The sequence below is a fragment of the Massilia sp. CFBP9012 genome, assembly GCF_034045115.1.
Taxonomy (GTDB): domain Bacteria; phylum Pseudomonadota; class Gammaproteobacteria; order Burkholderiales; family Burkholderiaceae_D; genus Telluria.
On the sequence record NZ_JAXCWM010000006.1, the window covers coordinates 140,366 to 164,483 of the forward strand.

The window sequence follows — 24,118 nt, forward strand, 5'->3', positions numbered from 1 at the left end:
GTCAGACCGGGATCGACGAAGTCCCGCCATCCGAGCTGCCGTAATTCTGCAACTCGTCGAGTGACAGACGGCGTTCGTTCAGCGCCGCCACGATCGAGCCCAGTTGCTCGTCGTCGGGCTGGATATAGACGATGCGCTGTTCGAGCAGATTGTCCCAGTAGGGCGTGTACGGCACGGCAGTTTCGGTCATGACCTTGGCCTTGAAGCTGCCATCGTGCAGCTCGCCGACCAGGGTAATGCGGGCGGTATCGGGGACGGTATTCTGGACCGTGATGTTCATGCTCTTCCTTTGAATGATCAGTTCGTGTAAGTCCATTGTGACGCAGCCAGGGATTGCATGCACGCCGCCGGGCGCCTGCCGTGCGCACCCCTGGGCCTGCGAGGTCGAACGGTCGATGGAATCGAATGCCATCGTCAAAATTATCCGCTTTTCAACATTGGTGACGACGACGGATACTGGACGCAGTCCAACCAACACGGAGTCAAGCAATGAATCAACTCGCCCTCGCGCTGTTCGCCGCCGGCACGCTGGCCGCCTCGACCGCCCACGCCCAGGCCGACCTGATCCTCACCAACGGCAAGATCGCGACCATGGCGAGCGACGGCGAGTTCGTCCAGGCGCTGGCGGTCAAGGACGGCAAGATCGCCGCCACCGGCAGCAACGAGCGCGTGCTCCGCCTCAAGCAGAAGGACACCCGGGTCGTCGACGTGGGCGGGCGCACCGTCATTCCGGGCCTGAACGATTCCCACACCCACGTGATCCGCGCGGGCCTCAACTACAATATGGAGGTGCGCTGGGATGGCGTGCGCAGCCTGAGACGGGCGATGGAAATGCTCAGGGAGCAGGCAGCACGCACGCCCGAGGGCCAGTGGGTCAAGGTCGTGGGCGGCTGGAGCGAACACCAGTTCGCCGAAAAGCGCCTGCCCACCCTGGCCGAGATCAATGCCGCGGTGCCCGACAAGCCGGTCTTCATCCTCTATTTATATGGCAAGGCCTTCCTGAACCGGAAAGGCATCGAGACGCTCGGCTATACCAAGGAGACAAAGTACCTCGACGGCGAGGTGGAACTCGACACCGCCGGCAAGCCGACCGGCCTGTTGCTGGCCAAGCCGAACGCCATGATCCTGTACTCGACCCTGGCCAAGACCAACAAACTCGATCGCGCCGACCAGCGCAACTCGACCTTGCACTTTTACCGCGACCTGAACCGGCTGGGGATGACCAGCGCGGTCGACGCCGGCGGTGGCGGCCAGGCCTATCCGGACGACTATGGCGTGACGATCGAGCTGGCCAAAGAGGGCAAGCTCAGTGTGCGCACCGCCTATTACCTGTTCGCCCAGAACGCAGGCAAGGAGCTGGAAGACTACCAGCGCTGGATCGCGATGACCAAGCCGAACCGCAACGACCACCTGTTCTACGCCAACGGTTTTACGACCGAAGGCGCCGGCGAGAACCTGGTCTCGAGCGCGGCCGACTTCGAGAACTTCCTGGAACCGCGTCCCGACCTGCCGCACCATATGGAAGACGAGCTGGAACGCGTCGTCACGCTGCTGGTCAAGAACCGCTGGCCGTTCCGCATCCACGCCACCTATGGCGAAAGCATCGAGCGCGACCTGGCCGTGATCGAAAAGGTCAACCGCAGCACACCCTTGGCCGGCCTGCGCTGGATCGTCGACCACGCCGAGACAGTGACCGATGACCAGCTGAAACGCATCAAGGCGCTGGGCGGCGGAGTGGCCGTGCAGAACCGCATGTACTTCCAGGGCGAAGCCTATCGCGAACGCTACGGCGCCCAGACCCGCCAACTGCCGCCGATCCGCAAGATGCTCGAGCTCGGCCTGCCGGTGGGCCTGGGTACCGACGGCACGCGGGTGAGCAGCTATGGGCCGTGGCCGTCGATCTATTGGGCTGTGACGGGCAAGACGGCCGGCGGGCTGGCGACCTGGCAGGCAAAGGACGTGCTGTCGCGCCACGAAGCACTGCAGCTCATGACCCGGGGCAGCGCCTGGATGAGCGGCGAAGAAGAAATCAAGGGCCGCCTGGTGGAAGGCCAGTACGCCGACTTCGCGGTGCTGCCGCAGGATTACTTCACAATGGACGTGGAGAAAATCAAGGACCTGGAGAGCGTGCTGACGGTGGTGAACGGGCAGGTGGTCTATGGCGCCGGCGAATTCGAAAAGCTGTCGCCGGCACTGCCCGCGGTGTCCCCGGCCTGGAGTCCGGTGCGCCAGTTCGGCGGCTATCAGAACCGCTGACGCTGCTTGTAGAGGAGGGCCGGGCGGCGTAGGGTGAGGGCGTCAGGAGGGCACGCCCATCGCCCCGTACAATTTCCACCGCTGCGCCCCGACCATCCGTCAATGACCGAGCAGACCCGCGCTACCCTGGCCGATATCAATCGCCGTGGTGGTCGAGCGAGCCTGGCGGAGAGGCCGATGATGTCAGTAGGAGGCGGCGTCCGACGCGAATTTCTCAGCGAGAAGCCGGTCTGGATGAACGGAGAAGCTGCGGTACCGACCGCTGCCTGAGGAATGACTCTAACTCGACATTAGCATATATATTGTCGAGTTAAATGCGAGATAGGGTCATCACGCTTGTCTTCCGCTTCCGGCGCGGGTAGAGTCCCCGACACATCAAAAACCAGCCACATCCGATGAAAATCGCGCATATCTCTGCAGGAGCAACGTCACACCGTAATGACGACCATGTGGCTGTCTTCAATCTTGCCGGCGTCACCGACATCCTGGTGATCGACGGCGGTACCTCGGTGGCCGAGCGCGACTATCTCGATCCTGTTCAGGGCGACGTTGCGTGGTTCGTACACGCGTTCACGGATGCGCTGAAGCACGAAATTGCGCCCGGGCGAGGCCAGCAGGAATGCGTACATGCCGCGATCGGCGTGGTCCGCGCCGGGTTCGAGCAGATGGCTGGACATGGCGCGATGCCGCTGCATGCATGGCCGATCGCGGCGATGACCTGGCTGCGCGTCGACCAGCAGGACGGCGCTCAGCGCGCAGCGTTATACAGCCTGGGCGACTGCACGAGTCTCCTGCGCACGGCGGCCGGCGGCTGTGTCGATCTCGATCCGTTCGTGAATCCGCAGGACGCCGTACTGCAGGCCGCGATCGCGACACTGCGCGCAGAAGGCGTCAACGACCCCGAGCAACGGCGCGAACGCATGCTGCCAATGCTGCGTGCGCGACGCGAGTTCCAGAATACCCAGCCGACGCCGACAGTCCTGTGCCTGCGTCCGAACGGTGCATTCCAGGCGCGCGTGCGGAGCGTCGACCTGGAGCTGGGAGCGAGCCTGCTGATCATGACCGACGGCTTTTATCGGCTGGTCGATCCGTATGGCCGCTACACGGATGGCGCACTGATGGAGGCTTGTCTCGAACGGGGATTGCCGGCGATGCTGGACGAGCTGCGAACGTATGAAGCAGTCGCCGGCGGCACGGGGGCACGCGCGGTCAAGGCGGCGGACGACGCCTCGGCGGCGATCTGGACGGCGTAGGTGGATCGCGGTCTTCAGGCTATCTGGGTATGGCATTGGAGTGGGTGCCCCGACTTGTGATTGACCGCGGGCCTGGTGGCCAGATAGCGTATTTAACATAATATAGATTATGCGAAGTTTGGTTGACCGGCCACCCCGGACTTATACAGACATCCGTCGATGCGAATCAAGTCTCATGACACCCAGCGGCCTGTTCTCAATGCCCGGGCCATCGATCAAGCTTCGACGACTGCCGGACGACTCGGGCTCCGCCTCATCCCACGCTAACGATACCGTCCAGGTCATTGGCGCAGCCTACGGGCTCGGTTGGCCCAGGCTTGCAGCTAACCTTGTAGACGGCGCGGCCGGCGCGCTGGCAGTCGCCCACCAACGTGCCGAATCCGGTGCGTCCGACATATTCGGGCAGATTGCCGGCCGCTTTGCCAGGTCGCCGGCCCGATCCCGCATATCGCCACTCCACGGGTTTCGATATACCGGTCACAGGCGTCGATATGCCGCTCGTGACCTGTCGTCCGGATGGGCGGCTTTCACTGACACACGATGTCGACTATCGTCGGATGAACGCCCTGCTGCGCTAGGAACCTGGGTGCAGGATCACCTTGGTCCAGCCGTGATCGCGCACGTCGAAGTGCTGGTAGGCGTCTGGCGCCTGCTCCAGCTTCAGCTCATGCGAGACGATGAACGACGGCTTGGCCCGGCCGGCGTGGATCAGGTCGCGCAGCTGGCGGTTGTAGGCCTTGACGTTGCACTGGCCGGTGGCCACGCGCTGGCCCTTGAACCAGAGCTTGCCCCAGTCGAGCGCGATCTTTCCTTCCTTTTCCAGGTCGTCCGGGCTGTTTGGATCCTCTGGAACGAACACGCCCACCACGCCGATACCGCCGGTGAACTTGACCGAGCTGACCAGGTTGTTCATCGTCAGGTTGGGGCGCTCCTGCCGGTGATGGTGATGGTCGTGGCACTGGTAGCCGACGCATTCGCAGCCCGCGTCGGCGCCCTGCCCGTGGGTCAGGTCCATGACCCGCTGCACCGGGTCCTCCTTGGAATAATCGATCGCCACCGCGCCGATCGATTCGGCCAGCTTGAGCCGGTCCGAGTGACAGTCGACCACCATCACGCTGCACGCCCCCTTGATCATTGCCGAGTGCGCCGCCATCAGGCCGACTGGCCCGGCGCCGTAGATCACCACCGCGTCGCCGGGCTTCATGCCGGCCAGTTCGGTGGCGTGCCAGCCGGTCGGGAAGATGTCGGCGCACATCACGTAGTCGGACTGTTTTTCCTCGGCGTCCGGCGGCAGCTTCAGGCACATGAAGTCGGCCCAGGGCACCCGCAGAAACTCGGCTTGCCCGCCCTGCCAGGGGCCCATGTCGGCAAAGCCGAAGGCGCCGCCGGCCACGCCCGGCTCGTTCGCCTTGAGGCAGTAGGCCGTCAGGCCGCGTTCGCAGTTCCTGCAATGCCCGCAGCTGATATTGAAGGGCATGCAGACCCAGTCGCCGGGCTTGAGCCGCTCGACCGCGGCGCCGACTTCCATGACGACCCCGAGGTTCTCGTGGCCAAATACGCGGCCCTGCTCGAAATCGGTCCGACCCTCGTACATGTGCAGGTCGGAGCCGCAGATATTGGTGCTGGTAATCTTGACGATGGCATCCGTCGGACGTTCGATCTTTGGATCAGGCACATCTTCGACGGCAACCTGATTGGGACCTCGATAGACAACAGCTTTCATAGTCTACTCCTTTAGCTGCCAGGAAATAGCCCGCCCACATGACAGGAAACAGGACACGGCTATGCGTACCGGCAGTGGTTGGCGATATCCGCGGAAGGTCCGCGGGACCATCTGCCTGGCGCTGGCGCATCGATGTTCCGCAGCAGAGGCGACACAGGCTAGACCCACATTCGTGGAATGACAAGCGGCGATTCCATTGAATTTTCCAGCGCCGAGTCGCTATTGATCCACACGCTCGCAAACGCGCGAAACAGCCTTGCGGGCCTGTGTGCTTCGATGTAGCCGTCCACTTTCACATGATCCGCCTGGTGTCGGCGACGTCCGTACTCCCGGGGCTCTTCCAGCGCAGCGTGCTGACTTGAGAAAGGAAGCGTCATGCGAATCACTGTCCGGTTTCTCGCGCTCGTTCTTGCCCTCGCCGGCTCGTGCGCGACGTTGGCCTCGGCGCAAATTCCGGCGCGGTCTTCCGTCCAGTTTGAGCCACGTGGGGGCGGCGCGACGCTCCAGCAGGCGGCCCGGTTCGAACACCAGGTCACCGGCGTGACCGTCAGCGAACAGGGCCGCCTGTTCGTCAATTTCCCCCGCTGGACAGAAGACTCTCCGGTCTCGGTCGCCGAAGTCATGAAGGACGGCAGCCTGCGTCCTTATCCCGACGAGCAATGGAATGCCTGGCGCAATGTCCGGCGCGATGAGCTCGATCCAGGCCGGCACTGGGTCTGTGTGCAAAGCGTCGTTGCCGACGGCCGCGGCAGCGTATGGGTTGTCGATCCCGCGGCGCCTGCCGTTGACGGCCTGGTGCCAGGCGGCCCGAAGCTGGTGCGCATCGATCTGGCTGCCGACCGGGTGGTCCAGGTGATCCGGTTCGGGCCGGACGTCGCGATTCCCGGCTCCTTCCTGAACGACGTGCGCTTCTCCCATGACGGCAAGCATGCGTTCCTGACCGATGCAGGGCAGCGCGGCGCGCTGGTCGTTGTCGACCTGGCCAGCGGCAAGGCGCGTCGGGTACTGGATGGCCATCCGGCCACCCAGCCCGAAAAAGGCGTCGTCGTGCGTACCGACGGCAGGCCCCTGCGCTATCCGGACGGACGTCCGGTGCTGTTCGCCGCCGACAGCATCGCCCTGTCGTCCGACGGCGCCTGGCTGTACTGGAAAGCGCTCACCGGCACCACGCTCTATCGCATCCAGAGTGCGGCGCTCACCGGAAAGGGCCTTGCCGGGGCAGACCTTTCCAGCCAGGTCCAGTCCTACGGCCAGGAATGGGACACCGAAACGGTGGACCGGCACGACGGGGGCATGGGGTGGCGCACGCCGGCCGGCGGCGCAATCTCGAACGAGGGATGGGTCCGCTTCCTCCCTGCCCCGGCCGGTCGCGGCACCGTGGTCACGCTGCGCTTTCGCTTCGAACCGCCGGATGGAGCCCCGGGCAAGTGGCTCCTCGAATTGCTGGGCACCATCCCGCTGCGCCTGGTCGCCGACGGCATCCTGCGGCGCTTCAAGAACCTCGTCGAGACCGGCGAGATCCCGACCACCGCGCGCCAGCCTGCCGCTCGCGCCGACACCTATTGAGGAGCAGGACATGCGAGCACTTTACTGGAACGGCGTGAACGACCTGAGGGTCGGCACGGTGAAAGACCCCGAGATCGTGAACCCGCAGGACGCCATCCTGCGCGTCAGCCTGTCGACGACCTGCGGCTCGGACCTGCACTTCATCGACGGCTATATCCCGACCATGAGGGCTGGCGACGTGATCGGCCATGAGTTCATGGGCGTGATCGAGGAAGTCGGCCCCGCGGTCAAGCGCGTCAGCAAAGGCGACCGCGTCGTCGTTCCCTCGTTCATCGTTTGTGGACAATGCTGGTACTGCCAGCATTCCCTCTACTCGCTGTGCGACAACACCCATCCGAAACCGGAGTTGCAGGAGCCGCTGCTTGGCGGCTATACCACGGCGGGCATCTACGGTTACACCCATGCCTTCGGCGGCTACGCCGGCGCGCACGCGCAATACGTGCGCGTGCCGTTCGCCGACAACGACTGCTTCAAGGTCCCCGATGGGGTGGCGGACGAGACTGCGCTGTTTCTTTCGGATGCGGCCCCGACCGGCTATATGGGCGCCGATTTTTGCGCCATCCAGCCTGGCGATACGGTGGCTGTCTGGGGCTGCGGCGGCGTTGGCCTGATGGCGCAGCAAAGCGCGCGTCTGATGGGCGCCGAGCGCGTGATTGCGATCGATCGCTTCCCCGAACGGCTGCAGATGGCGCGCGAACATGCTGGGTCCGAGACGATCGACTACACGCAGGTCGACAGCGTGCTGGACGTACTCATGGAAATGACTGGCGGACGCGGCCCCGACGCATTCATCGATGCGGTCGGCATGGAGGCGCACGGGACCGGGCCGCAATACGCCTATGACCGCGTCAAGCAAGCCTTGCACCTCGCGACGGACCGTGGACAAGCCCTGCGCGAAGCCATCATGGCCTGCCGCAAAGGCGGCACGTTGTCGGTGCTCGGTGTCTACGGCCTGACTGACAAGTTTCCAATAGGCGCCATCATGAACAAGGGCATGACGGTGCGCACCGCCCAGCAGCATGGCCAGGCCTATATGGAGCGGCTGCTTGCCCACGCACAGAAAGGCGAGCTGAACCCTGCTTACCTCGCCACCCACCGCTTTCCACTCGAAGACGCGCCACACGGCTACGAAATGTTCAAGCACAAAACGGATGGCTGCGTGCGCGCGGTATTCGCGCCTTAGCCATCGACACCGCCAACTGTCACTCGTGGAGTGCCGGAATCTCGCATCACGGCATTATCGAGCGTCACGGCCGGCTTTCTCGCTCGACCAGGCATCGACCCATACTGCCACGCGACGAAATGCAGTATCGCTTCGACCGGCACGCCAGCGGTGCCGATGCAGCCAGCCGGCGGCTTGCCTCGGCAATCGCGTCAGGCGGCGACCGGCGCAATGAACGCAGACAGCTTCACCTGGCTGAACTCCCGCAACAATGCACCAGCAGCCTGCGCCATCGCCACCTCGAGCGCACCATTGATCGCCTGCTCCTGGGCGCAACCCGGATGATCGACATTCACGCCGATGGCGAAGATCACTGGCTCCTCGAGCGCCTGGTAGACGTCCAGCACCGTGATGGTGTCCGGCTCCACCGCCAGCACCCAGCCGCCATTGCGTCCAGCCGTCGACCGCACGTAACCGGCATCGCGCAAGCCGCCCATCATGCGGCGCACCAGGACGGGATTGGTATCCAGCATGACGGCCAGCTCCTCCGAGCTTGTCGTACCCTTACGTCCGTGTATGTGCACCAGCGCATGCAGCATGCGCGCCAGTCGAAAATCAGCTCTCATCGAATGTCCTCCTGGCACGAGGATACCGCAACTCCGGAAGTATCGGAATAGACACGTTCAATTGCTACTACCGGAGTTCTGATACCTGGCAAAACCGTGCAGGGCCCTTCTCCGCTAGTCGCATCGGTCTTCGACCACCATCCCCTGGTCGCTACGGAGGTTCGTGTTGTTGCTTCCGTAGTCGGAAGCTTCGAGCGTATTTTTTGGCTGTGTTTCAATTGTTGGTTAGTTACTTTTTGATGCGAGAATGCAGTGCCGCACCGTGCGCACCATCAATATGGTTGTCCTGCCCATGCGAAGATTATTGCAGTTTGATATTTATTGAACGACAATGATTGCGCAATCAATTGATGGTGATCATGTTCCCTTTTCTATCATCCGCAAGCGCGCGCCTTCACTCTTTCAAGGTCTTCATGATTTTCCTTCGCACCCTGGCTGCCATCGCATCGTTGACCGGACTGGCAGCCTGCTCCACCACGGCCAGCCAGACCGGCATCGACAGCCCACCGGCAGGCCCCGCCCACTTCGAACGCTTCAGCTACGAGGGACGGTCGCAGGAAACCGCAACGCCCACCGCCGCCCAATACCGCAACCCGATCCTGTCCGGCTACTACCCCGACCCTTCCGTGCTGCGCGTAGAGGACGACTATTACCTGATCAACTCGTCGTTCACCAACTTCCCCGGCCTGCCGCTGTTTCATTCGCGCGACCTGAGCACCTGGACCCAGATCGCCAACGTGATCACCCGCCCTTCGCAAGCGAATTTCCAGGGCCTGCGCTCGTCGCGCGGCATCTACGCCCCTGATATCTCGCACCACAACGGCGTCTTCTACGTCGTCACCACCTGCGTCGATTGCGGCGGCAATATGGTCATGACCGCGACCAGGCCCGAAGGCCCATGGTCCGAGCCGGTCAAGCTGGCCTTCGGCGGCATCGATCCTTCGCTGTTCTGGGATACGGACGGCAAGGTCTACCTGGTCGGCAATGACGCGCCGGCCGAAAAGCCGCGCTACGATGGTCACCGCGCCATCTGGGTCCAGGAATTCGACCCGGCAGCGCTGTCGGTCAAGGGCGAGCGCACCTTGCTGGTCAACGGCGGCGTCGACATCGCGGCCGAACCGAGCTGGATCGAAGGCCCCCACATCTTCCGCCGCGGCGCCTACTACTACCTGATCGCGGCCGAAGGCGGCACCGGCGACAACCACTCCCAGGTCGTGTTCCGCTCGAAGAGCGTGCGCGGCCCGTTCACGCCCTACGCGCACAATCCGATCCTCAGCCAGCGCAAGCTCGATCCGGCGCGCCCGAACCCGGTCACCTCGGCCGGCCACGCCAAGTTCGTCCAGACCCCGGACGGGCAATGGTGGGCAACCTTCCTCGCCACCCGCCCCTACCGGGACGGCATGTACAACATCGGCCGCGAGACCTTCCTGCTGCCGGTCAGCTGGAAAGATGACTGGCCGCTCGTGCTCGAGGACGGCAAGCCGATTCCCTTTGTCGCCGCCCGGCCCGCACTGCCTGCGCAGGGGCGCCCGGCCCTGCCGCTCTCAGGCGACTTTGCCTACGTCGATGAATTCGACGGCGCCCGCCTGTCCGACGCCTGGATCGGCGTGCGCACGCCTGCGGCGCCCTTCCACCGGCTGGAAGCAGGCCGCCTGGTGCTGGAGCCGCGCGGCCGGCTCGGCGACCTGGCCGCCACGCCGGCCTTCCTCGCCCGCCGCCAGCAGCATCATGTGGCAATGGTCAGCACCAGCCTTCGCTTTCGTCCCGCCCGCGAAGGCGACCGCGCCGGGCTGGTGGCCTACCAGAGCGACGCTTCGCACCTGTTCTTCGGGGTGAGGCGGATGGGCCAGCGCGACGTGCTCGCCCTCACAGTAAGAGACAAGTCAGACGCCGACCGCCTGGTGGCCAGCGCGCCGCTGGATGGCGATGCGATCGACCTCGAGATCCGCATCGACGCCGGCCGCATGGACTTCTTCTACACCATCGGCGGCGTGCGCAGCGTGCTGCGCACCGGGGTCGATGCAACGTTCCTGTCGACCAGCAAGGCCGGCGGATTCACCGGCACGATCGTCGGCCCCTATGTCTGGCGGGCCGGCGCCGGCGGCGCGAATCCGGCGTATTGACAGCGTCGCCGTCTCATGGCCGGGATGGGAATCTCGGCCAAAGCAATTCCTAACATTCTTTGTTATGCGCTACCATTTTAAGTTAAGCAATGGTAGGCTTACCGGACAACGTGTCTGAAGCATAACAATACGATAGGAGGAGACTTGGAACACCATCCGCCAACAACCTTGGCAGGCAGGCGCGCGCCCCGCGCCCGCAACGCCGCCCTGACTGTCGCCTGCCTGCTGAGCGCCACACTCGCCGGGGCGCTGGCGACGGCGCCGGCTGCCGCGCAGCCGGCAACGCAGGCAGCGCAGTCCGAAGGCCGTCAGCGCATCAGTTTCAACGACGGCTGGCGCTTCACCCTGGGCGACCCGGGCGGCGACTCGACGCCCTACCTGTACGACGTGCGCCCCGAAGTCAAGAAGTCGGCCGACGGCAAGGACGCCGATGCCAGGCCCGACCAGGCGGTGCAGGTCGAGCGTAGCGGCGTGGCCTTGCTCAAGCCATGGATACTCCCAAGCGGCAATGCCTTCATCAAGGATCCGGCGCGCCGCCATACGCGGCCGGCGTCCGATCCAACCATCGACGCGCCATTCGCGCGCCTGGGATTCGACGACAGCGCCTGGAGCCAGGTGCGCCTGCCGCACGACTGGGCGATCGCCGGTCCCTTCCTGGAAACCGGGCCGTATGGCGGCATGGGCCGCCTCAAGACCTGGGGCCCCGCCTGGTACCGCAAGACGCTCGACCTCGCCGCGGCCGACCGCGGCAAGCAGATCTTCCTCGACATCGACGGCGCCATGGCCTATGCCAGTGTCTGGGTCAACGGCCGCCTGGCCGGTGGCTGGCCCTATGGCTACAACTCGTTCCGCATCGACCTCACGCCCTACGTGACGCCGGGCGCCAGCAACCAGGTGGCGATCCGCCTCGACAACACGGCCGAATCGGCGCGCTGGTACCCGGGCGCGGGCCTGTATCGCGACGTCTGGATCACCAAGACGGCGCCGCTGCACGTCGGCCAATGGGGCGTGCAGATCACGACGCCCCAGGTGTCGAAGGAATCGGCCCAGGTGGCCTGGCGCGTCACCCTCGACAACAAGGGCACCGCGCCGGTCAAGGCCGATGTCGTCACCGAACTGCTCGTGCTCGACGCCCAGGGCAAGCCGACCGGCAAGCCGGTGGCAAGCGTGACGTCTGCCGCGTCGACCGTTGCGTCGGGCGCCAGCACCAGCATCGACGGCACGGCGACGCTCGCCAAGCCGCGCCTGTGGGGCCCGCTGCCAACCCAGCAACCCAACCGCTACCTGGCCGTGACCACGGTGCGCCAGGATGGCCGCATCGTTGACCGCGTCGAGACGCCGTTCGGCATCCGCACGCTGCGCTTCGATGGCAAGGAAGGCGTGTTCGTCAACGGCGAAAAGATCGTGCTGCGCGGCGTGAACAACCATCACGACCTCGGCGCGCTCGGCGCGGCCTTCAATGTGCGCGCGGCCGAACGCCAGCTCGAATTGCTGCAGGAGATGGGCGCCAACGCCGTGCGCATGGCCCACAACCCACCCGACCCGCAACTCCTGGCCCTGACCGACCGCATGGGCATCCTGGTGGTGAACGAAGTGTTCGACTCATGGCAGCGCAAGAAGACGCCGCTCGACTTCCACCTGATCTTCGACGACTGGCATGAACAAGACCTGCGCTCGATGATCCGGCGCGACCGCAACCACCCGTCGATCATCATGTGGAGCATCGGGAACGAGGTCGGCGAGCAGTACACCGAGCACGAAGGCGCTGCGCTCGCGCGCCGCCTGCACGGCATCTCGCGCGACGAAGACCCGACCCGGCCGACCACCCTGTCCATGAATTACGCCAAGCCGCACATGCCGCTGCCGGCCGAGGTGGACATCATCAGCCTGAACTACCAGGGCGAAGGCATCCGCCAGGATCCGGAGTTCGAGGGCACCGACCGCATTCGCACGCCGCCGCAGTATCCGGGCTTCCATAAGGCTTTCCCGGACAAGGTGATCCTCACCAGCGAATCGGCGTCGGCGTTCAGCAGCCGCGGCGTCTATTTCTTCCCCGTCCACCCCACCGACAGCTCGATTGTGCGCGACGGCCGCGGTGGCGACTCGAAACTGCAGCAAGTGAGCTCGTACGAGCTGTATGCCGTCGATTTCGGATCCTCGGCCGACAAGGTGTTCGCCTCGCTCGACCGCCATCCCTATGTAGCCGGCGAATTTGTCTGGACCGGCTTCGACTACCTGGGCGAGCCGACTCCCTACTACGGCGCGCGCAGCTCCTATACCGGCATCCTCGACCTGGCCGGCTTCAAGAAGGACCGCTTCTGGCTGTACCAGTCGCGCTGGCGTCCGGACCTCAAGATGGCCCACATCCTGCCGCACTGGACCTGGCCGGAACGGGTCGGCCAGGTCACGCCGGTGCACGTGTTCACCTCGGGCGACGAGGCCGAGCTGTTCGTCAACGGCAAGTCGCAGGGCCGCAAGAAGAAGGCCCCGTTCACCTATCGCCTGCGCTGGGACGACGTCAAGTATGAGCCGGGCGAGGTGCGCGTCGTGAGCTACAAGGCCGGGAAGGAATGGGCCCGCGCCTCGGTGAAAACGGCGGGCCAAGCGGCGTCGCTGCAGGCCAGCGCCGACCGTACGACGATCGCCGGCGATGGACGCGACCTGTCCTTCGTCACCGTGCGCATCGCCGACAAGGCTGGCGTCGATGTCCCGCGCAGCATGCAGCGAGTACGCTTCTCGGTCGAGGGACCGGGCGAACTGGTGGCCACCGACAACGGCGACCCGACCAGTTTCGAGCCGTTCCCGTCCGCTGAACGCGCCGCCTTCAACGGACTGGTGCTTGGCATCGTGCGCGCCAAGCCGGGCGCCACTGGCCCGATCACGGTGAAGGTGACGGCCGATGGCCTGGCGCCGGCCTCGGTGACGCTGCAGGCAAGGCCAGCGAACAAGGCGATCGGGACGCACCAGCGGCCGTAATCGCCGCCCTGGCTTTACCTGCCCTTGGCGTCGATCGGAAGCGGCGCCTCGGGCGCCACCAGCCCTTGTTCGCGCAACTCGTGCCAGAAGGCGGGCGGGATGACCGCCTGCAGGGCGGCCTGGTCTTGCGCCACCCGCTCTGGACGGCTCGCGCCCGGGATGACCGCCGCCACCGCAGGATTGGCCAGCGCGAACTGCAGCCCGGCCGCCTTGATCGGCACCCCATGGCGCTCGGCGATGGACTGGAGCCGCGCCACCCGGGCCAGGATCTCGGGCGAGGCCGGCTGGTATTCGAAATGCGTGCCGCCCACCAGCACGCCCGAACTATACGGCCCGCCGACCACGATCTCCACGCCGCGCTTGACCGCCGCCGGCATCAGGCGCTGCAAGGCGCGTGCATGGTCCAGCAGCGTATAGCGTCCCGCCAGCAGGAAGCCGTCGGGCCGCGCCCCCTCGAGGTCGAGCGTCAGTTCGCATGGCTCGACCCGGTTCACGCCCAGGCCCCAGGCCTTGATCACGCCTTCGTCGCGCAGCCGGTCCAGGACCCGGAATGCGCCCGTGCGGGCCTGCTCGAAATGCGACAGCCAGGCGTCGCCGTAGAAATCCTGGGCGATGTCGTGAACCCAGACAATCTCGATCCTGTCGGTGCGCAGCCGCTTGAGGCTATCCTCGATCGAGCGCAGCGTGGCGTCGGCCGAGTAATCGTTGACGATGCGATTCGGCCTTCCATGCTCGAACAGGCCGCCCTTGTCGCCCAGCTCGCGCGCAACCGGATCTTCGACTTCGTCCAGGATCAGGCGCCCGACCTTGGTGCTCAGCACATATTCGTCGCGCGGATACTTTGCCAGCAGCTCGCCCAGGCGGAACTCGGACAGGCCGGCCCCATAGAACGGCGCGGTATCGAAATAGCGCGTTCCTTCGCGCCAGGCGGCGTCGATGGTGTCGGCCGCTTCCTGCTCGGGGATCTTGCGGAACATATTGCCAAGCGGCGCCGTGCCGAAACCGAGCGGGTTCATTGGCAGCTTGTCTTTCAGGCTCATGATTGCTCCTCGTCGTGGTCGACGCTCCAGGAATCAGGCTGGGCGCATGGGAGCGCTGCAGGCGCCAGCGGACTACCTCCGCATCATGGCAAGGTTCGCCCGCTGGGGCCAGTAAATGATTGTCAAATCGCTCAGGCCGCCGCACGGTTCCGCTTACGGAACTCGGCCGCCTTGTGCCTGTTGCCGCACAGCGCCATGCTGCACCAGCGGCGGCGATGCGATTTGGTGCGGTCGTAGAACCACAGCACGCAGTCGGGATGCTCGCACTGGCGCACGTACTCGAACTGCGCGGCGGCCAGCAGCTCCGCCACCGACTCTGCCACCTGGCCCAGCGCCTGTTGCGGCGACGGCGCGGGAAGCCGGCGCGTGAGCAGGGGGCCGCCCTCGCCCCACTCCAGCACCGGCGCCGACTGCAGCGTTGCGAGGTAGCGGTTGATCCGCTGCGGATCGCCCCGTTCCCCCTGCTTGCGCAGCTCGACCAGTTCACGCGCGCTCGCCCTCAGCTCCCTGGCGTCGTGTAACACGGCGTCACTTGCCGCCTGGTCGCCCAGTCGGCCCACGTCGATTCCGCAACGCGCCAGCCAATCCAGCACGTCTTCCCCGCTGCGCCAGAAATCGGTATGCAGCGCGCCACTTCCCGCTTCGGTATTGAGCAGGTCGAGCGCCAGATGATCGCCTACGAGCGGCGGTTCGGTCAGGGTGGCTTCCAGTTTGTTGTCAGACATGGTCTTCCTTTCGCAATAACCATCAACATTATACTTGAACGGTTACTGAAAGCATGCCATACTTGATGCATAACCTCTGATACATAGTTTTAATGGTTACTTCAAAACCCACACCTCATACAGGGAGCGCATCATGAACAGCATTCTGAAACCAATCCTCATGGCAGCCGCGATCGGCAGCGCCGGCGCCGTCCAGGCTGCGCAACAGGCGCCCGCCGTGCGTTACGACACCGTCCAGGTCAAGGGCGTCGACGTGTTCTACCGTGAAGCCGGACCGAAAGACGCGCCCGCCGTCCTGCTGCTGCACGGCTTCGGCGCCTCTTCCCATATGTTCCGCGACCTGATCCCGCAGCTGGCGACCGGTTACCGCGTGATCGCGCCCGACCTGCCCGGCTTCGGCCTCACACGCGCCGACAAGTCGTTCAAGTACACCTTCGACAACCTGGCCGACGTGATCGACGCCTTCACCACCGCCAAGGGCCTGCAGCGCTATGCGATCTATGTATTCGACTATGGCGCACCGGTGGGCTGGCGCCTGGCGGTGCGCCATCCAGAGAAAATCACGGCGATCGTGAGCCAGAACGGCAATGCCTATGAAGAAGGCCTGAGCCCCGGCTGGGCGCCGATGCGGGCCGCCTGGGCCGATCCGACGCCGGCGAACCGCGAAGCGCTGCGCAAGTTCAATACCCTGGACATGCTAAAGTGGCAATACGTCGAGGGCGTCAAGGACACCTCAACGGTGGCGCCCGACGGTTACCTGCTGGCCCACGAGGCGATCGAGCGCATCGGCGTCGACCCGCAGATGGACCTGCTGGTGGACTACGGCCAGAACATCAAGCAATACGCCCAGCTGCACGCCTACTTCCGCCAGCACCAGCCGCCGCTGCTGGCCATCTGGGGCAAGAACGATCCCTTCTTCCTGCCGCCCGGCGCCGAGGCCTTCAAGCGCGACATTCCGAAGGCGGAAGTGCGCTTCCTGAACAGCGGTCACTTCGCGATCGAGACCCACGGACCCGAGATCGCGCGCGCGATGCGCACCTTCCTGGACCGCCACCTGGGCCCGCGCAAATAAGCCTAAGCTCCGGGTTCGCCTAGATACTGGTGAATCTGGGCGACGACGGCCGCGCCTTCCCCCACCGCGGCCGCCACCCGCTTGGTCGAGCCGGCGCGCACGTCGCCGATCGCGAACACCCCGGGCATGCTGGTTTCCAGCATCTTGCGTGGCTTGTCGGTAGCGACGGTGACGTCGCTGCCGGTGCAAATAAAACCGTTGCGGTCCACCTCGATGTCGCTGCCGTGCAGCCAGCCGGTGTTCGGGTCGGCGCCGATGAACAGGAAGACGTGGCGGATGTCATAGTCGGTCTCGAGCCCGGTGCGCAGGTCGCGCACCTGCACCCGCTCGAGGCCTTTGTCGGTATCGACCAGCCCCGCGATCTCGGCGCAGGTATGCAGCGAGATATTGGGCGTAGCCGCGATGCGCTCGATCAGGTAGTTCGACATGGCCGCCGCCAGGCCGTCGCGCCGCACCAGCACGTGTACCCGGGCCGCATGCCCGGCCAGGAAGACCGCCGCCTGGCCGGCCGAGTTGCCGCCGCCCACCAGGATCACCTCTTGTCCCTTGCACAGGCGCGTCTCGAGCGACGAGGCCCAGTAATACACGCCGCGACCCTCGAGCCGCTTCAGGTTGGCGAGCGACGGCCGTCGGTACCGGGCGCCGCAGGCCAGCACCACGCTATGCGCACGCACCGTGCCGAGGCCTTCGCACAGGGTCATGCGCAGTTGGCCCGAGTCTCGATCCGAATCTCGATCCAGGCAGGTCGCCGACGCCGGAATCGCCACCTCGACGCCGAACTTCTCGGCCTGCACATAGGCGCGGCCTGTCAGGGCCCCACCCGAGATCCCGGTTGGAAAACCCAGGTAGTTCTCGATGCGGGCGCTGGCCGCGGCCTGGCCGCCATACGAAAAGGTCTCGAGCACCACCACCGACAGGCCTTCCGACGCCGCATACACGGCGGTGGCCAGGCCGGCCGGTCCTGCGCCGACCACCGCCACGTCCCACACCTTGCCAGGATCGCATTCCTGCAGCAGGCCGATGCAGCGGCCCAGCTCGGCCAGCGAGGGATTGCGCTTGGGTTCCGTCCCCGGACAGAACACCAGCGGCCAGTCGTCCGGCCCCGGCCGCAGCCCTTCGGCCAGGGCGGCGGCGGCCGGGTCGTGCTCAGGATCGTACAGGCTGTAGGGATGCGCGTTGGACGACAGGAAGCGCTCGAGGTCGCGGATGCCCGGGTGGCCATGCGGCGCGACGATGACCGGCCCGCCCGAGTTCTTCTGCATCAGGATCACCCGGCGCAAGATCAGGGAGCGCACGATGCGCTCGCCCAGCTCGGCCTGCGCCACCAGAAGCATGCGCAGCGACTCGGACGTCAGCGCCAGCACCTCGAGTTCGCCGACGGCCCAGCCGTCTTCCATCGCCGGGCGGCCGGCCAGTTGTCCCTCTTCGCCGCTGAACTGGCCGGGGCCCAGCAGCGCCATCGCCTCGTTCACGCCGAGCCCATCGTGGCGCCGCAGCAGCAACTGGCCGCGCAGGATGAACAGGATGGCGGGCCTGGCCTGGCCGGCCTCGAACACGGCTGCGCCGTCCCTGTGGCGCTGCGGCGCGCCGAACTGGCGCACATGCTGGAGGTCGTCCTCGTCCAGCACCGGATAGATCTGGTGGCGCCGCTTCTCCAGATTCGGCGTGGGAAGCGGCGCCAGGATCGGCGTGGCGCTCATGGCGTGGTCCCGGGCACGGAGATGCCGTCGTTCGTGTGCAGGGCTGCTCGGGGGGCCCGTCCCGCTATGTTGCCGGGGGTGCCGCCGGCCCTGGTCAGCAGCGGCGCACTGGCGCCACGGCAAACCTCGGCCTGTCCGTCCAGCGCACACTCCAGCCGTGCCAGGCGCCGGCGCATCTCGGGCGCCTCGCCGTCTGCCTCGAGCTTGTCGAGCGCATAGGCGCGGGTGGTCCCGAACAGGTATTCGCGCTCGATGTCGTCGGGCGCCGCGCCCGGCATTGCGTGATTGGGTTCCATATCCTTAAGAGACTCCGGAGTGACCATGCCTGTCCAGTAAGTTTGCGTCTTTTCCGGTAAAAGTCACGCCATTTTTTTACCTTTTCCGACCATCACTTACTTTTTAGCCAGGCCGGCGGCCATCGGTGCCAGCCGATGTCCACGCCTATCCCGCCCTCGCCCCGCAGCCATCGAGCACCTTCAGCTGCTGTGCGCGCATGAAGCTGCAGCAGATCAGGATCTCGCGCATCAGATAAACGAAGGCGACGATCAGCGCCAGCATGCCGCCCACGAAGCACAGCGCGATGTACTGGTCGAGTGGCAGGTCGGTGGTGCCGCCCAGGAACAGCATCGCGATCACGACGCAGATCAGCAGCCCGCAAGCGGTGCTGGCGGTGATGCCGACGTTGATCAGACGGGCGCGGTAGTACAGGCTGAGCAGCTCGCCCACGCATTCGTTTTCGGGATCGACCTTCAGGCGGTCTTCCAGCACCCGGCTGCGGTCGATCAGTCGACCCAGCCGGTTGGTCAGCACGATCAGCATCGTGCCCACCCCGGCCAGCAGGAACACCGGCGCGATCGCCAGCTGGATGGCCTCGCCGATATCGCTGAGCTGGAGGTTCATGGGGACGGTGTGATGACGGACATGCGGCAAGTGTAGCAGCACGGCATGCCGGCTCGCGCCTGAGCTCTTCCTTATGGTGGACGGGGCACGGCAGTCCGCTGTTATCGCAACTCCAGGAATGCCATTAAAGCGCGCACGCTTGAGCGCCTGCCGGACGAGCGAACTCTTGAGCAAATGATACGATGTAATTTTTACAAGATAGTAGCCATGCATTCCGATATGACCTCGGTCGGCGCACCACTCATGACGCTTCTGCCTTCGGCGCTCGCCTCCCTGCGCGACGCCCCACCGGCGGCCGCGTTGAAGCAGCTCGCCACCGTGCGCCTGGACCGCCTGCCGCTGCCCGGCCACGGCGCCACGCTCGATCGCTGGCGTGCGCTGGCGGCCGTGGGCGCCCACGACCTCGCGCTCGCCAAGCTGTTCGAAGGTCACACCGACGCGCTTGCCATCCTCCATGAGGCGGGCGCCCATGGCGGCGCCGACGACGCACTCTGGGCCACCTGGTGCGCCGAGCCGCCCGATGCACGCCTGGCGCTGTCGCCCGGCAGCCATGGCGGACACCGTCTCGACGGACGCAAGGCATGGTGTTCGGGTGCGCGCGACGTCAGCCACGCCGTGGTGAGCTGTTGGAGCCCGGACGGCGCTGCGATGCTGGCGGCGGTCGACCTGCGCCACGCCGGCGTCACGGTCAGCGATGATGGCTGGCACGCCGTCGGCATGGCGGCCAGCGGCAGCGTCGACGTGCGCTTCGATGGCGTCGAGGCCCAGGTGCTGGGCGGCCCGGGTTTCTATGTCGAACGCGCCGGCTTCTGGCATGGCGGCGCCGGCGTTGCGGCCTGCTGGTTCGGCGCCGCAACCCGTCTTGCCGATGCCCTGCGCGAACGCGTGGCCGGACGCGGCGATCCTCACCGCCTCGCGCAACTGGGCGACGCGGCGGTGGCGCTGCAGGGGAGCGCGGCGCTGATGCGCGAAGCCGCCGCGCGCATCGACCGCTCGCCGCAGGCCAACGCGATGGGCGATGCGCTGTCGGTGCGCCTGAGCGTCGAGGCAAGCGCCGGCCTGGTGCTGGCCGCGGCCGGACGCGCGCTGGGCGCCGGTCCGCTGTGCAAGGACGCGGCGCTGGCGCGGCTGTACGCCGACCTGCCGGTCTTCATGCGCCAGAGCCACGCAGAGCGCGACCTGGAAGCGCTCGGGCGCATGGTTAGTAAATCAGGAGCGGCGCCATGGACACTGTAGCCCGCTCGCGCCACATCGCCGGCGCCGGCACCACGGCCGCGGCCTGGCGCCAGGCGTCCGAGCTGGCCATGGCGCCGTCCACGACGCTCGATCGGCTCGTGCCTCCCGGAATCCGCGTCGTGGTGGTCGCGCCGCATCCGGACGACGAAATCCTCGCCTGCGGGGCCTTGCTGTACATGCTCGCGCAGCGGGGCGACGCGCCACTGGTGGTCGCCGTCACCGATGGCGAAGCGAGCCACCCCGGCTCGCCCGACTGGCCGCCAATGCGCCTGCGCGCGCAGCGAATCCAGGAGACCGGGGCTGCGCTCGCCTGCCTGGGCCTGGCGCAGCCGCACATCGAACGGCTCGGCATTGCCGACGGCGGCGTCACGGCAGCCGAGTCGATGCTGGCCGCCAGGCTGGGCGCGCTGCTGCGGCCGGGCGACCTCGTGATCACCACCTGGCACCACGACGGCCATCCGGATCACGAGGCCACGGCGCGCGCCTGCGCCGCGGCGGCGCGTGAACGGCAAGTCTGCCTGCTCCAGGCGCCGGTATGGGGCTGGCACTGGAGCGCACCGGGCGACGGGGCGATGCCCTGGACACACGCCCGCAAACTCCAGCTGCCGATCGATGCGGTCGAGCGCAAGCGCGCCGCGCTGGCCTGCTTCACCAGCCAGGTCGAGGGCGACGCCAGCACCGGCGCCGCCCCGATCCTGCCGGCATTCGCGATGGAGCGCGTGCTCCACCCCTTCGAACTGTTCTTCGACTGCCATGACTGACACGCGCCTGCACCACTTCGAAGCGCTGTACAGCGCCAGCGACGATCCCTGGAATGTGCGCGGCGCCTGGTACGAACGGCGCAAGCGCGCCATCCTCCTCGCCAGCCTGGCCAAACCGCACTACCGCAACGCCTTCGAACCCGGTTGCGGCAATGGCGCGCTGAGCACCGCGCTTGCGCCGCGATGCGCGCGCCTGCTGGCCAGCGATGGCGCGGCCGCCGCACTCGATGCGGCGCGCAGGGATGTGCCGCCCGACCTGTCCGGCGCAATACGGTTCGAGCAGCGCAGGCTGCCGGACGACTGGCCGGACGACGAAACCTTCGACCTGATCGTCATCAGCGAGCTGGCCTATTATTTTGCGCTGCCCGAGGCCGCCGCGCTACTTGCCCGGGCCGCCGCCGGCATGGCGCCCGACGGCGAGCTCGTGATGTGCCATTATCTGCACGACTTCGACGATCGCGCATGCGGCACGGACGCGCTGCACCGGGCTGCTGGCGACATTCCCGGCCTGCAGCGCAGCATGGTTCATCGTGACCGGGATTTCTTGCTCGAGACCTGGACGGCCCATGGAGGTCGGCCATGATCGGCGTCGCCATTCCCGCCCACGACGAAGAGGCCTACCTCGACGCCTGCCTGCACGCCCTGCTGCGCGCGGCGTGCCATCCGGCGCTGGCGGGAGAGCAAGTCATGGTATGCGTCGTGCTCGATGCCTGCAGCGACCGCTCGCTGGACGTCGTTGCCTTGCATGAGGCGCTGTTCGGCGCCGCGGGCTGTCGTCTGGCGTGGTGCGAAATCTCGGCGCGCCAGGTCGGCGCCGCGCGCGCCGCCGGTGCCCGGCATCTGCTGGAGCGCGGCGCACGCTGGCTGGCGTTCACCGATGCCGACACCTGCGTCGCGCCAGGCTGGCTTGCGGCGCAGATCGCGCTCGGCGCCGATGTGGTGTGCGGTTCGGTCGGCGTCGAAGACTGGTCGGCGCATGGCGACCAGTCCTCCGTGCTGTGCGAGCGATTCAGGGGCGACTACCAGGACCGCGACGGCCATCGCCACATCCACGGGGCGAACCTGGGCGTGAGCGCCAAGGCTTACCTGGCGGTCGGCGGGTTCGCCTGCGTTGCCTGCCACGAAGACGTGCTGCTGGTGCGGGCACTGGAAGGCATCGGGGCCCGCTTCGCCTGGAGCGCGCAACCCAGGGTCGTCACCAGCGCCAGGACCGACGCGCGGGCGCGCGGCGGTTTCGGCGATACGCTGCGGGCACTGGCCGCCGGCCTGCTGCCCCTCGAGGCAGCGCCCTGGCCTACGCCGCAGCCCGCTGACTGAGACGGGCCAGCTCCGGACGCGCCGTACGACCCGCCGCGACGCGCATGCCGTCGCCCAGCAGGCGGGCCGCCCAGCCGAATACCGTGTTCTGGCTCACCACGCCGCGCATCGCGCGCATCCGGTCCATCTGTTCCTGCGCAGGCATGTCCAGCGCGCGGCCGAGGGCGCGGGCGATGCCGGCGATATCGCGCGGCTCGACCAGCAGGGCTTGACCCAGCTCCGCCGCGGCGCCGGCCTGGCGGCTGAGCACCAGCGCGCCACGCAAGTCATTGCGCGCCGCCACGAATTCCTTGGCCACCAGGTTCATCCCGTCGTGCAGGCTCGTGACCACGCACACGTCGCTGGCGCGGTAGCAGTCGGTGACGGTGGCTGCGTCGGCGCTGGCGGCGTGCAGCACCACCGGCTGCCAGGCATCATTACCGAAGCGGGCATTGATCCTGGCCGTCAGCGCCTTCACCTGGCGCGAGATTTCCTGGTAGGCCGGCAAGGCACCGCGACATGGCGCGCCGATCTGCAGCAAGGTCAGCTGGCCCAGGAGTTCTGGACGCTGTTCCAGCAGCAGCTCGAAGGCCTGCAAGCGCTCCGGAATGCCCTTGGTGTAATCCATGCGGTCGACGCCGACCAGCAGGCGCACCCCTGGCGCGATGCCGAAGCGGCGCCGGACCTCGTCGCCCAGGCCGGGCGCGGGCAGTTCCTGGCGGCCGGGCCAGGCGATCGAGATCGGATAGGCCTCGACGTGGGCGCTGCCGGCCCCCTGGGCGCAGGCGGCGCGCGCCAGCTTGAAGTTGTCCCGGTCAGCCGGGGTCTGCAGGCCGACCACGGTGCTGGCCAGCAGGCCCGCCATCACCTGCTCGCGCCATGGCAGGCGCGCCAGGCGCTGCGGCGCCGGGAATGGAATATGCCAGAACAGCACGATGACCGCGTCCGGCAGGCGCTCGCGCACCATCTGCGGCACCAGCGCCAGGTGGTAATCCTGGACCAGCACCACCGGGCGCGCGCTCGCGGCTTCGGCCACCACGGCCTCGGCGAAGCGGCGGTTGACCCGCACATAATGCTCCCAGTCGGCGGCGCGGAAGGTCGGTTCGACGTCGGTGCGGTGGCACAGCGGCCACAGGCCCTCGTTGGCCAGGCCGTCGTAATAGCCGGCCACTTCATCCGCGTCCAACCACAGGCGGCGCAGGCGGTAGGGAGCGTCCAGGTAGTGCTTGCGCACGTGGTCGTGCTCGTCGCAGGTGGCGCGGTCGGCGTCGCCGCTGCCATGGGCGATCCAGCAGCCGCCTTCCTTGGCCAGTACGGCTTCGAGCGCCGTGACCAGGCCGCCAGCGGGACGCTGTGCAACGATGCCGTCTGGGGTATGGGAATGGATGCAAGGAGCCCGGTTCGAGACGACGATCAGGTCGTCGCCGCAGCCCAGCTGCTCGAGCAGGCGGGCCAGGTCGGCGCTGTCGCGCACGTCGGCCGGGTCGAGCGGGCTGGCCGGCGCTTTCAGGCTGCGCTCGTGGCGGCGGCGATCGGCGGGCAGCCCGTCCGGGAGATGAGTCGGTAGATGCGCTTGATTGCCGCGCACCCGCGTGGTGGGGTGGGATTGGTATCTCGCTGTCATGCAAACAGCTTAATATGTTAACGTTCCACCCCACCGTGCGCCAGCGTACTCAAATTGACAATTTACCTAATGGCAATTT

At 66.5% G+C, this 24,118-nt stretch carries 20 protein-coding genes; 11 read left to right on the forward strand and 9 right to left on the reverse strand.

The genetic code is table 11. The features are described from left to right. Position 1 precedes the first annotated feature (1 nt). On the reverse strand, positions 2-280 hold the full coding sequence (locus tag SOM61_RS11615) for a hypothetical protein (protein ID WP_320474242.1): 279 nt from the start codon (positions 278-280) through the stop codon (positions 2-4). Between the two features lie 209 nt (positions 281-489). Between SOM61_RS11615 and SOM61_RS11620 the strand changes: the two genes are divergently transcribed. Further along, the gene (locus SOM61_RS11620) at positions 490-2,256 is read left to right on the forward strand and encodes an amidohydrolase (RefSeq protein WP_320474243.1); all 1,767 of its coding nucleotides are present in this window, start codon (positions 490-492) and stop codon (positions 2,254-2,256) included. A gap of 449 nt (positions 2,257-2,705) precedes the next feature. Continuing rightward, positions 2,706-3,509, forward strand: a complete 804-nt coding sequence (locus SOM61_RS11625) for a hypothetical protein (RefSeq protein ID WP_320474244.1) — start codon at positions 2,706-2,708, stop codon at positions 3,507-3,509. 574 nt (positions 3,510-4,083) lie between these two features. Here SOM61_RS11625 and SOM61_RS11630 read toward each other — a convergent pair. Beyond that, positions 4,084-5,232, reverse strand: a complete 1,149-nt coding sequence (locus SOM61_RS11630; RefSeq protein ID WP_320474245.1) for a glutathione-independent formaldehyde dehydrogenase — start codon at positions 5,230-5,232, stop codon at positions 4,084-4,086. 540 nt (positions 5,233-5,772) lie between these two features. Here SOM61_RS11630 and SOM61_RS11635 point away from each other — a divergent pair. Together SOM61_RS11635 and SOM61_RS11640 are read left to right on the forward strand one after the other, a co-directional pair. Continuing rightward, positions 5,773-6,798 carry an L-dopachrome tautomerase-related protein gene (locus SOM61_RS11635; protein WP_320474246.1) on the forward strand — a complete coding sequence of 342 codons (1,026 nt, stop codon included), beginning with the start codon at positions 5,773-5,775 and terminating at the stop codon, positions 6,796-6,798. 10 nt (positions 6,799-6,808) lie between these two features. Then, positions 6,809-7,981: a zinc-dependent alcohol dehydrogenase gene (locus SOM61_RS11640; protein ID WP_320474247.1), complete on the forward strand. Its 1,173-nt coding sequence runs from the start codon at positions 6,809-6,811 to the stop codon at positions 7,979-7,981. 191 nt (positions 7,982-8,172) lie between these two features. On the opposite strand, the gene SOM61_RS11645 is transcribed toward SOM61_RS11640, so the two are convergent. Continuing rightward, a complete protein-coding gene (locus tag SOM61_RS11645) occupies positions 8,173-8,586 on the reverse strand; it encodes an Rrf2 family transcriptional regulator (RefSeq protein WP_320474248.1) in 414 nt (137 codons plus the stop codon). Between the two features lie 413 nt (positions 8,587-8,999). Between SOM61_RS11645 and SOM61_RS11650 the strand changes: the two genes are divergently transcribed. Next, positions 9,000-10,709, forward strand: coding sequence for a glycoside hydrolase family 43 protein (locus tag SOM61_RS11650; RefSeq protein WP_320474249.1), 1,710 nt, complete (start codon positions 9,000-9,002; stop codon positions 10,707-10,709). A gap of 144 nt (positions 10,710-10,853) precedes the next feature. Next, positions 10,854-13,685 carry a beta-galactosidase GalB gene (gene galB, locus SOM61_RS11655; protein WP_320474250.1) on the forward strand — a complete coding sequence of 944 codons (2,832 nt, stop codon included), beginning with the start codon at positions 10,854-10,856 and terminating at the stop codon, positions 13,683-13,685. Between the two features lie 14 nt (positions 13,686-13,699). On the opposite strand, the gene SOM61_RS11660 is transcribed toward galB, so the two are convergent. Both SOM61_RS11660 and SOM61_RS11665 read right to left on the reverse strand, forming a co-directional pair. Continuing rightward, positions 13,700-14,725, reverse strand: a complete 1,026-nt coding sequence (locus SOM61_RS11660) for an aldo/keto reductase (protein WP_320474251.1) — start codon at positions 14,723-14,725, stop codon at positions 13,700-13,702. 131 nt (positions 14,726-14,856) lie between these two features. After that, on the reverse strand, positions 14,857-15,450 hold the full coding sequence (locus SOM61_RS11665; protein WP_320474252.1) for a CGNR zinc finger domain-containing protein: 594 nt from the start codon (positions 15,448-15,450) through the stop codon (positions 14,857-14,859). 133 nt (positions 15,451-15,583) lie between these two features. Here SOM61_RS11665 and SOM61_RS11670 point away from each other — a divergent pair, with 133 nt between their 5' ends. Further along, complete coding sequence (locus SOM61_RS11670) at positions 15,584-16,522, forward strand: alpha/beta fold hydrolase (protein ID WP_320474253.1); 939 nt, start codon at positions 15,584-15,586, stop codon at positions 16,520-16,522. 2 nt (positions 16,523-16,524) lie between these two features. On the opposite strand, the gene SOM61_RS11675 is transcribed toward SOM61_RS11670, so the two are convergent. From SOM61_RS11675 to SOM61_RS11685, 3 genes are all read right to left on the reverse strand, one after another. Beyond that, complete coding sequence (locus SOM61_RS11675) at positions 16,525-18,222, reverse strand: FAD-dependent oxidoreductase (RefSeq protein ID WP_320474254.1); 1,698 nt, start codon at positions 18,220-18,222, stop codon at positions 16,525-16,527. Further along, positions 18,219-18,518 (reverse strand): hypothetical protein, encoded by a 300-nt coding sequence (locus tag SOM61_RS11680; protein WP_320474255.1) that lies wholly within the window; start codon positions 18,516-18,518, stop codon positions 18,219-18,221. The genes SOM61_RS11675 and SOM61_RS11680 overlap by 4 nt, the downstream gene beginning before the upstream one ends. Before the next feature lie 145 nt (positions 18,519-18,663). Next, the gene (locus SOM61_RS11685) at positions 18,664-19,122 is read right to left on the reverse strand and encodes a DUF2721 domain-containing protein (protein ID WP_320474256.1); all 459 of its coding nucleotides are present in this window, start codon (positions 19,120-19,122) and stop codon (positions 18,664-18,666) included. A 207-nt stretch (positions 19,123-19,329) separates the two neighbouring features. Here SOM61_RS11685 and SOM61_RS11690 point away from each other — a divergent pair, with 207 nt between their 5' ends. Genes SOM61_RS11690 through SOM61_RS11705 form a run of 4 tightly spaced genes read left to right on the forward strand, consistent with a single transcriptional unit; the run spans position 19,330 to position 22,436 of the window. Next, positions 19,330-20,358: an acyl-CoA dehydrogenase family protein gene (locus tag SOM61_RS11690; RefSeq protein WP_320474257.1), complete on the forward strand. Its 1,029-nt coding sequence runs from the start codon at positions 19,330-19,332 to the stop codon at positions 20,356-20,358. Next, on the forward strand, positions 20,346-21,119 hold the full coding sequence (locus SOM61_RS11695; protein WP_320474258.1) for a PIG-L deacetylase family protein: 774 nt from the start codon (positions 20,346-20,348) through the stop codon (positions 21,117-21,119). Before SOM61_RS11690 ends, SOM61_RS11695 begins: the two co-directional genes overlap by 13 nt. After that, the gene (locus SOM61_RS11700; protein WP_320474259.1) at positions 21,112-21,702 is read left to right on the forward strand and encodes a methyltransferase domain-containing protein; all 591 of its coding nucleotides are present in this window, start codon (positions 21,112-21,114) and stop codon (positions 21,700-21,702) included. Before SOM61_RS11695 ends, SOM61_RS11700 begins: the two co-directional genes overlap by 8 nt. Continuing rightward, complete coding sequence (locus SOM61_RS11705) at positions 21,699-22,436, forward strand: glycosyltransferase family 2 protein (RefSeq protein ID WP_320474260.1); 738 nt, start codon at positions 21,699-21,701, stop codon at positions 22,434-22,436. Before SOM61_RS11700 ends, SOM61_RS11705 begins: the two co-directional genes overlap by 4 nt. Here SOM61_RS11705 and SOM61_RS11710 read toward each other — a convergent pair. Further along, positions 22,414-24,039, reverse strand: a complete 1,626-nt coding sequence (locus SOM61_RS11710) for an alpha,alpha-trehalose-phosphate synthase (UDP-forming) (protein ID WP_320474261.1) — start codon at positions 24,037-24,039, stop codon at positions 22,414-22,416. The genes SOM61_RS11705 and SOM61_RS11710 overlap by 23 nt on opposite strands. Positions 24,040-24,118: the final 79 nt, after the last annotated feature.

Excerpts from the sequence above, each read along its gene's own strand:
- SOM61_RS11690 (WP_320474257.1), top strand. The coding sequence starts at position 19,330 with ATGCATTCCGATATGACCTCGGTCGGCGCACCACTCATGACGCTTCTG.
- SOM61_RS11620 (WP_320474243.1), top strand. The coding sequence starts at position 490 with ATGAATCAACTCGCCCTCGCGCTGTTCGCCGCCGGCACGCTGGCCGCC.
- SOM61_RS11705 (WP_320474260.1), top strand. The coding sequence starts at position 21,699 with ATGATCGGCGTCGCCATTCCCGCCCACGACGAAGAGGCCTACCTCGAC.
- SOM61_RS11695 (WP_320474258.1), top strand. The coding sequence starts at position 20,346 with ATGGACACTGTAGCCCGCTCGCGCCACATCGCCGGCGCCGGCACCACG.
- SOM61_RS11710 (WP_320474261.1), bottom strand. The coding sequence starts at position 24,039 with ATGACAGCGAGATACCAATCCCACCCCACCACGCGGGTGCGCGGCAAT.
- SOM61_RS11680 (WP_320474255.1), bottom strand. The coding sequence starts at position 18,518 with ATGGAACCCAATCACGCAATGCCGGGCGCGGCGCCCGACGACATCGAG.
- SOM61_RS11675 (WP_320474254.1), bottom strand. The coding sequence starts at position 18,222 with ATGAGCGCCACGCCGATCCTGGCGCCGCTTCCCACGCCGAATCTGGAG.
- SOM61_RS11645 (WP_320474248.1), bottom strand. The coding sequence starts at position 8,586 with ATGAGAGCTGATTTTCGACTGGCGCGCATGCTGCATGCGCTGGTGCAC.
- SOM61_RS11660 (WP_320474251.1), bottom strand. The coding sequence starts at position 14,725 with ATGAGCCTGAAAGACAAGCTGCCAATGAACCCGCTCGGTTTCGGCACG.
- SOM61_RS11670 (WP_320474253.1), top strand. The coding sequence starts at position 15,584 with ATGAACAGCATTCTGAAACCAATCCTCATGGCAGCCGCGATCGGCAGC.
- SOM61_RS11630 (WP_320474245.1), bottom strand. The coding sequence starts at position 5,232 with ATGAAAGCTGTTGTCTATCGAGGTCCCAATCAGGTTGCCGTCGAAGAT.
- SOM61_RS11650 (WP_320474249.1), top strand. The coding sequence starts at position 9,000 with ATGATTTTCCTTCGCACCCTGGCTGCCATCGCATCGTTGACCGGACTG.
- SOM61_RS11700 (WP_320474259.1), top strand. The coding sequence starts at position 21,112 with ATGACTGACACGCGCCTGCACCACTTCGAAGCGCTGTACAGCGCCAGC.
- SOM61_RS11615 (WP_320474242.1), bottom strand. The coding sequence starts at position 280 with ATGAACATCACGGTCCAGAATACCGTCCCCGATACCGCCCGCATTACC.
- SOM61_RS11640 (WP_320474247.1), top strand. The coding sequence starts at position 6,809 with ATGCGAGCACTTTACTGGAACGGCGTGAACGACCTGAGGGTCGGCACG.
- SOM61_RS11665 (WP_320474252.1), bottom strand. The coding sequence starts at position 15,450 with ATGTCTGACAACAAACTGGAAGCCACCCTGACCGAACCGCCGCTCGTA.
- SOM61_RS11685 (WP_320474256.1), bottom strand. The coding sequence starts at position 19,122 with ATGAACCTCCAGCTCAGCGATATCGGCGAGGCCATCCAGCTGGCGATC.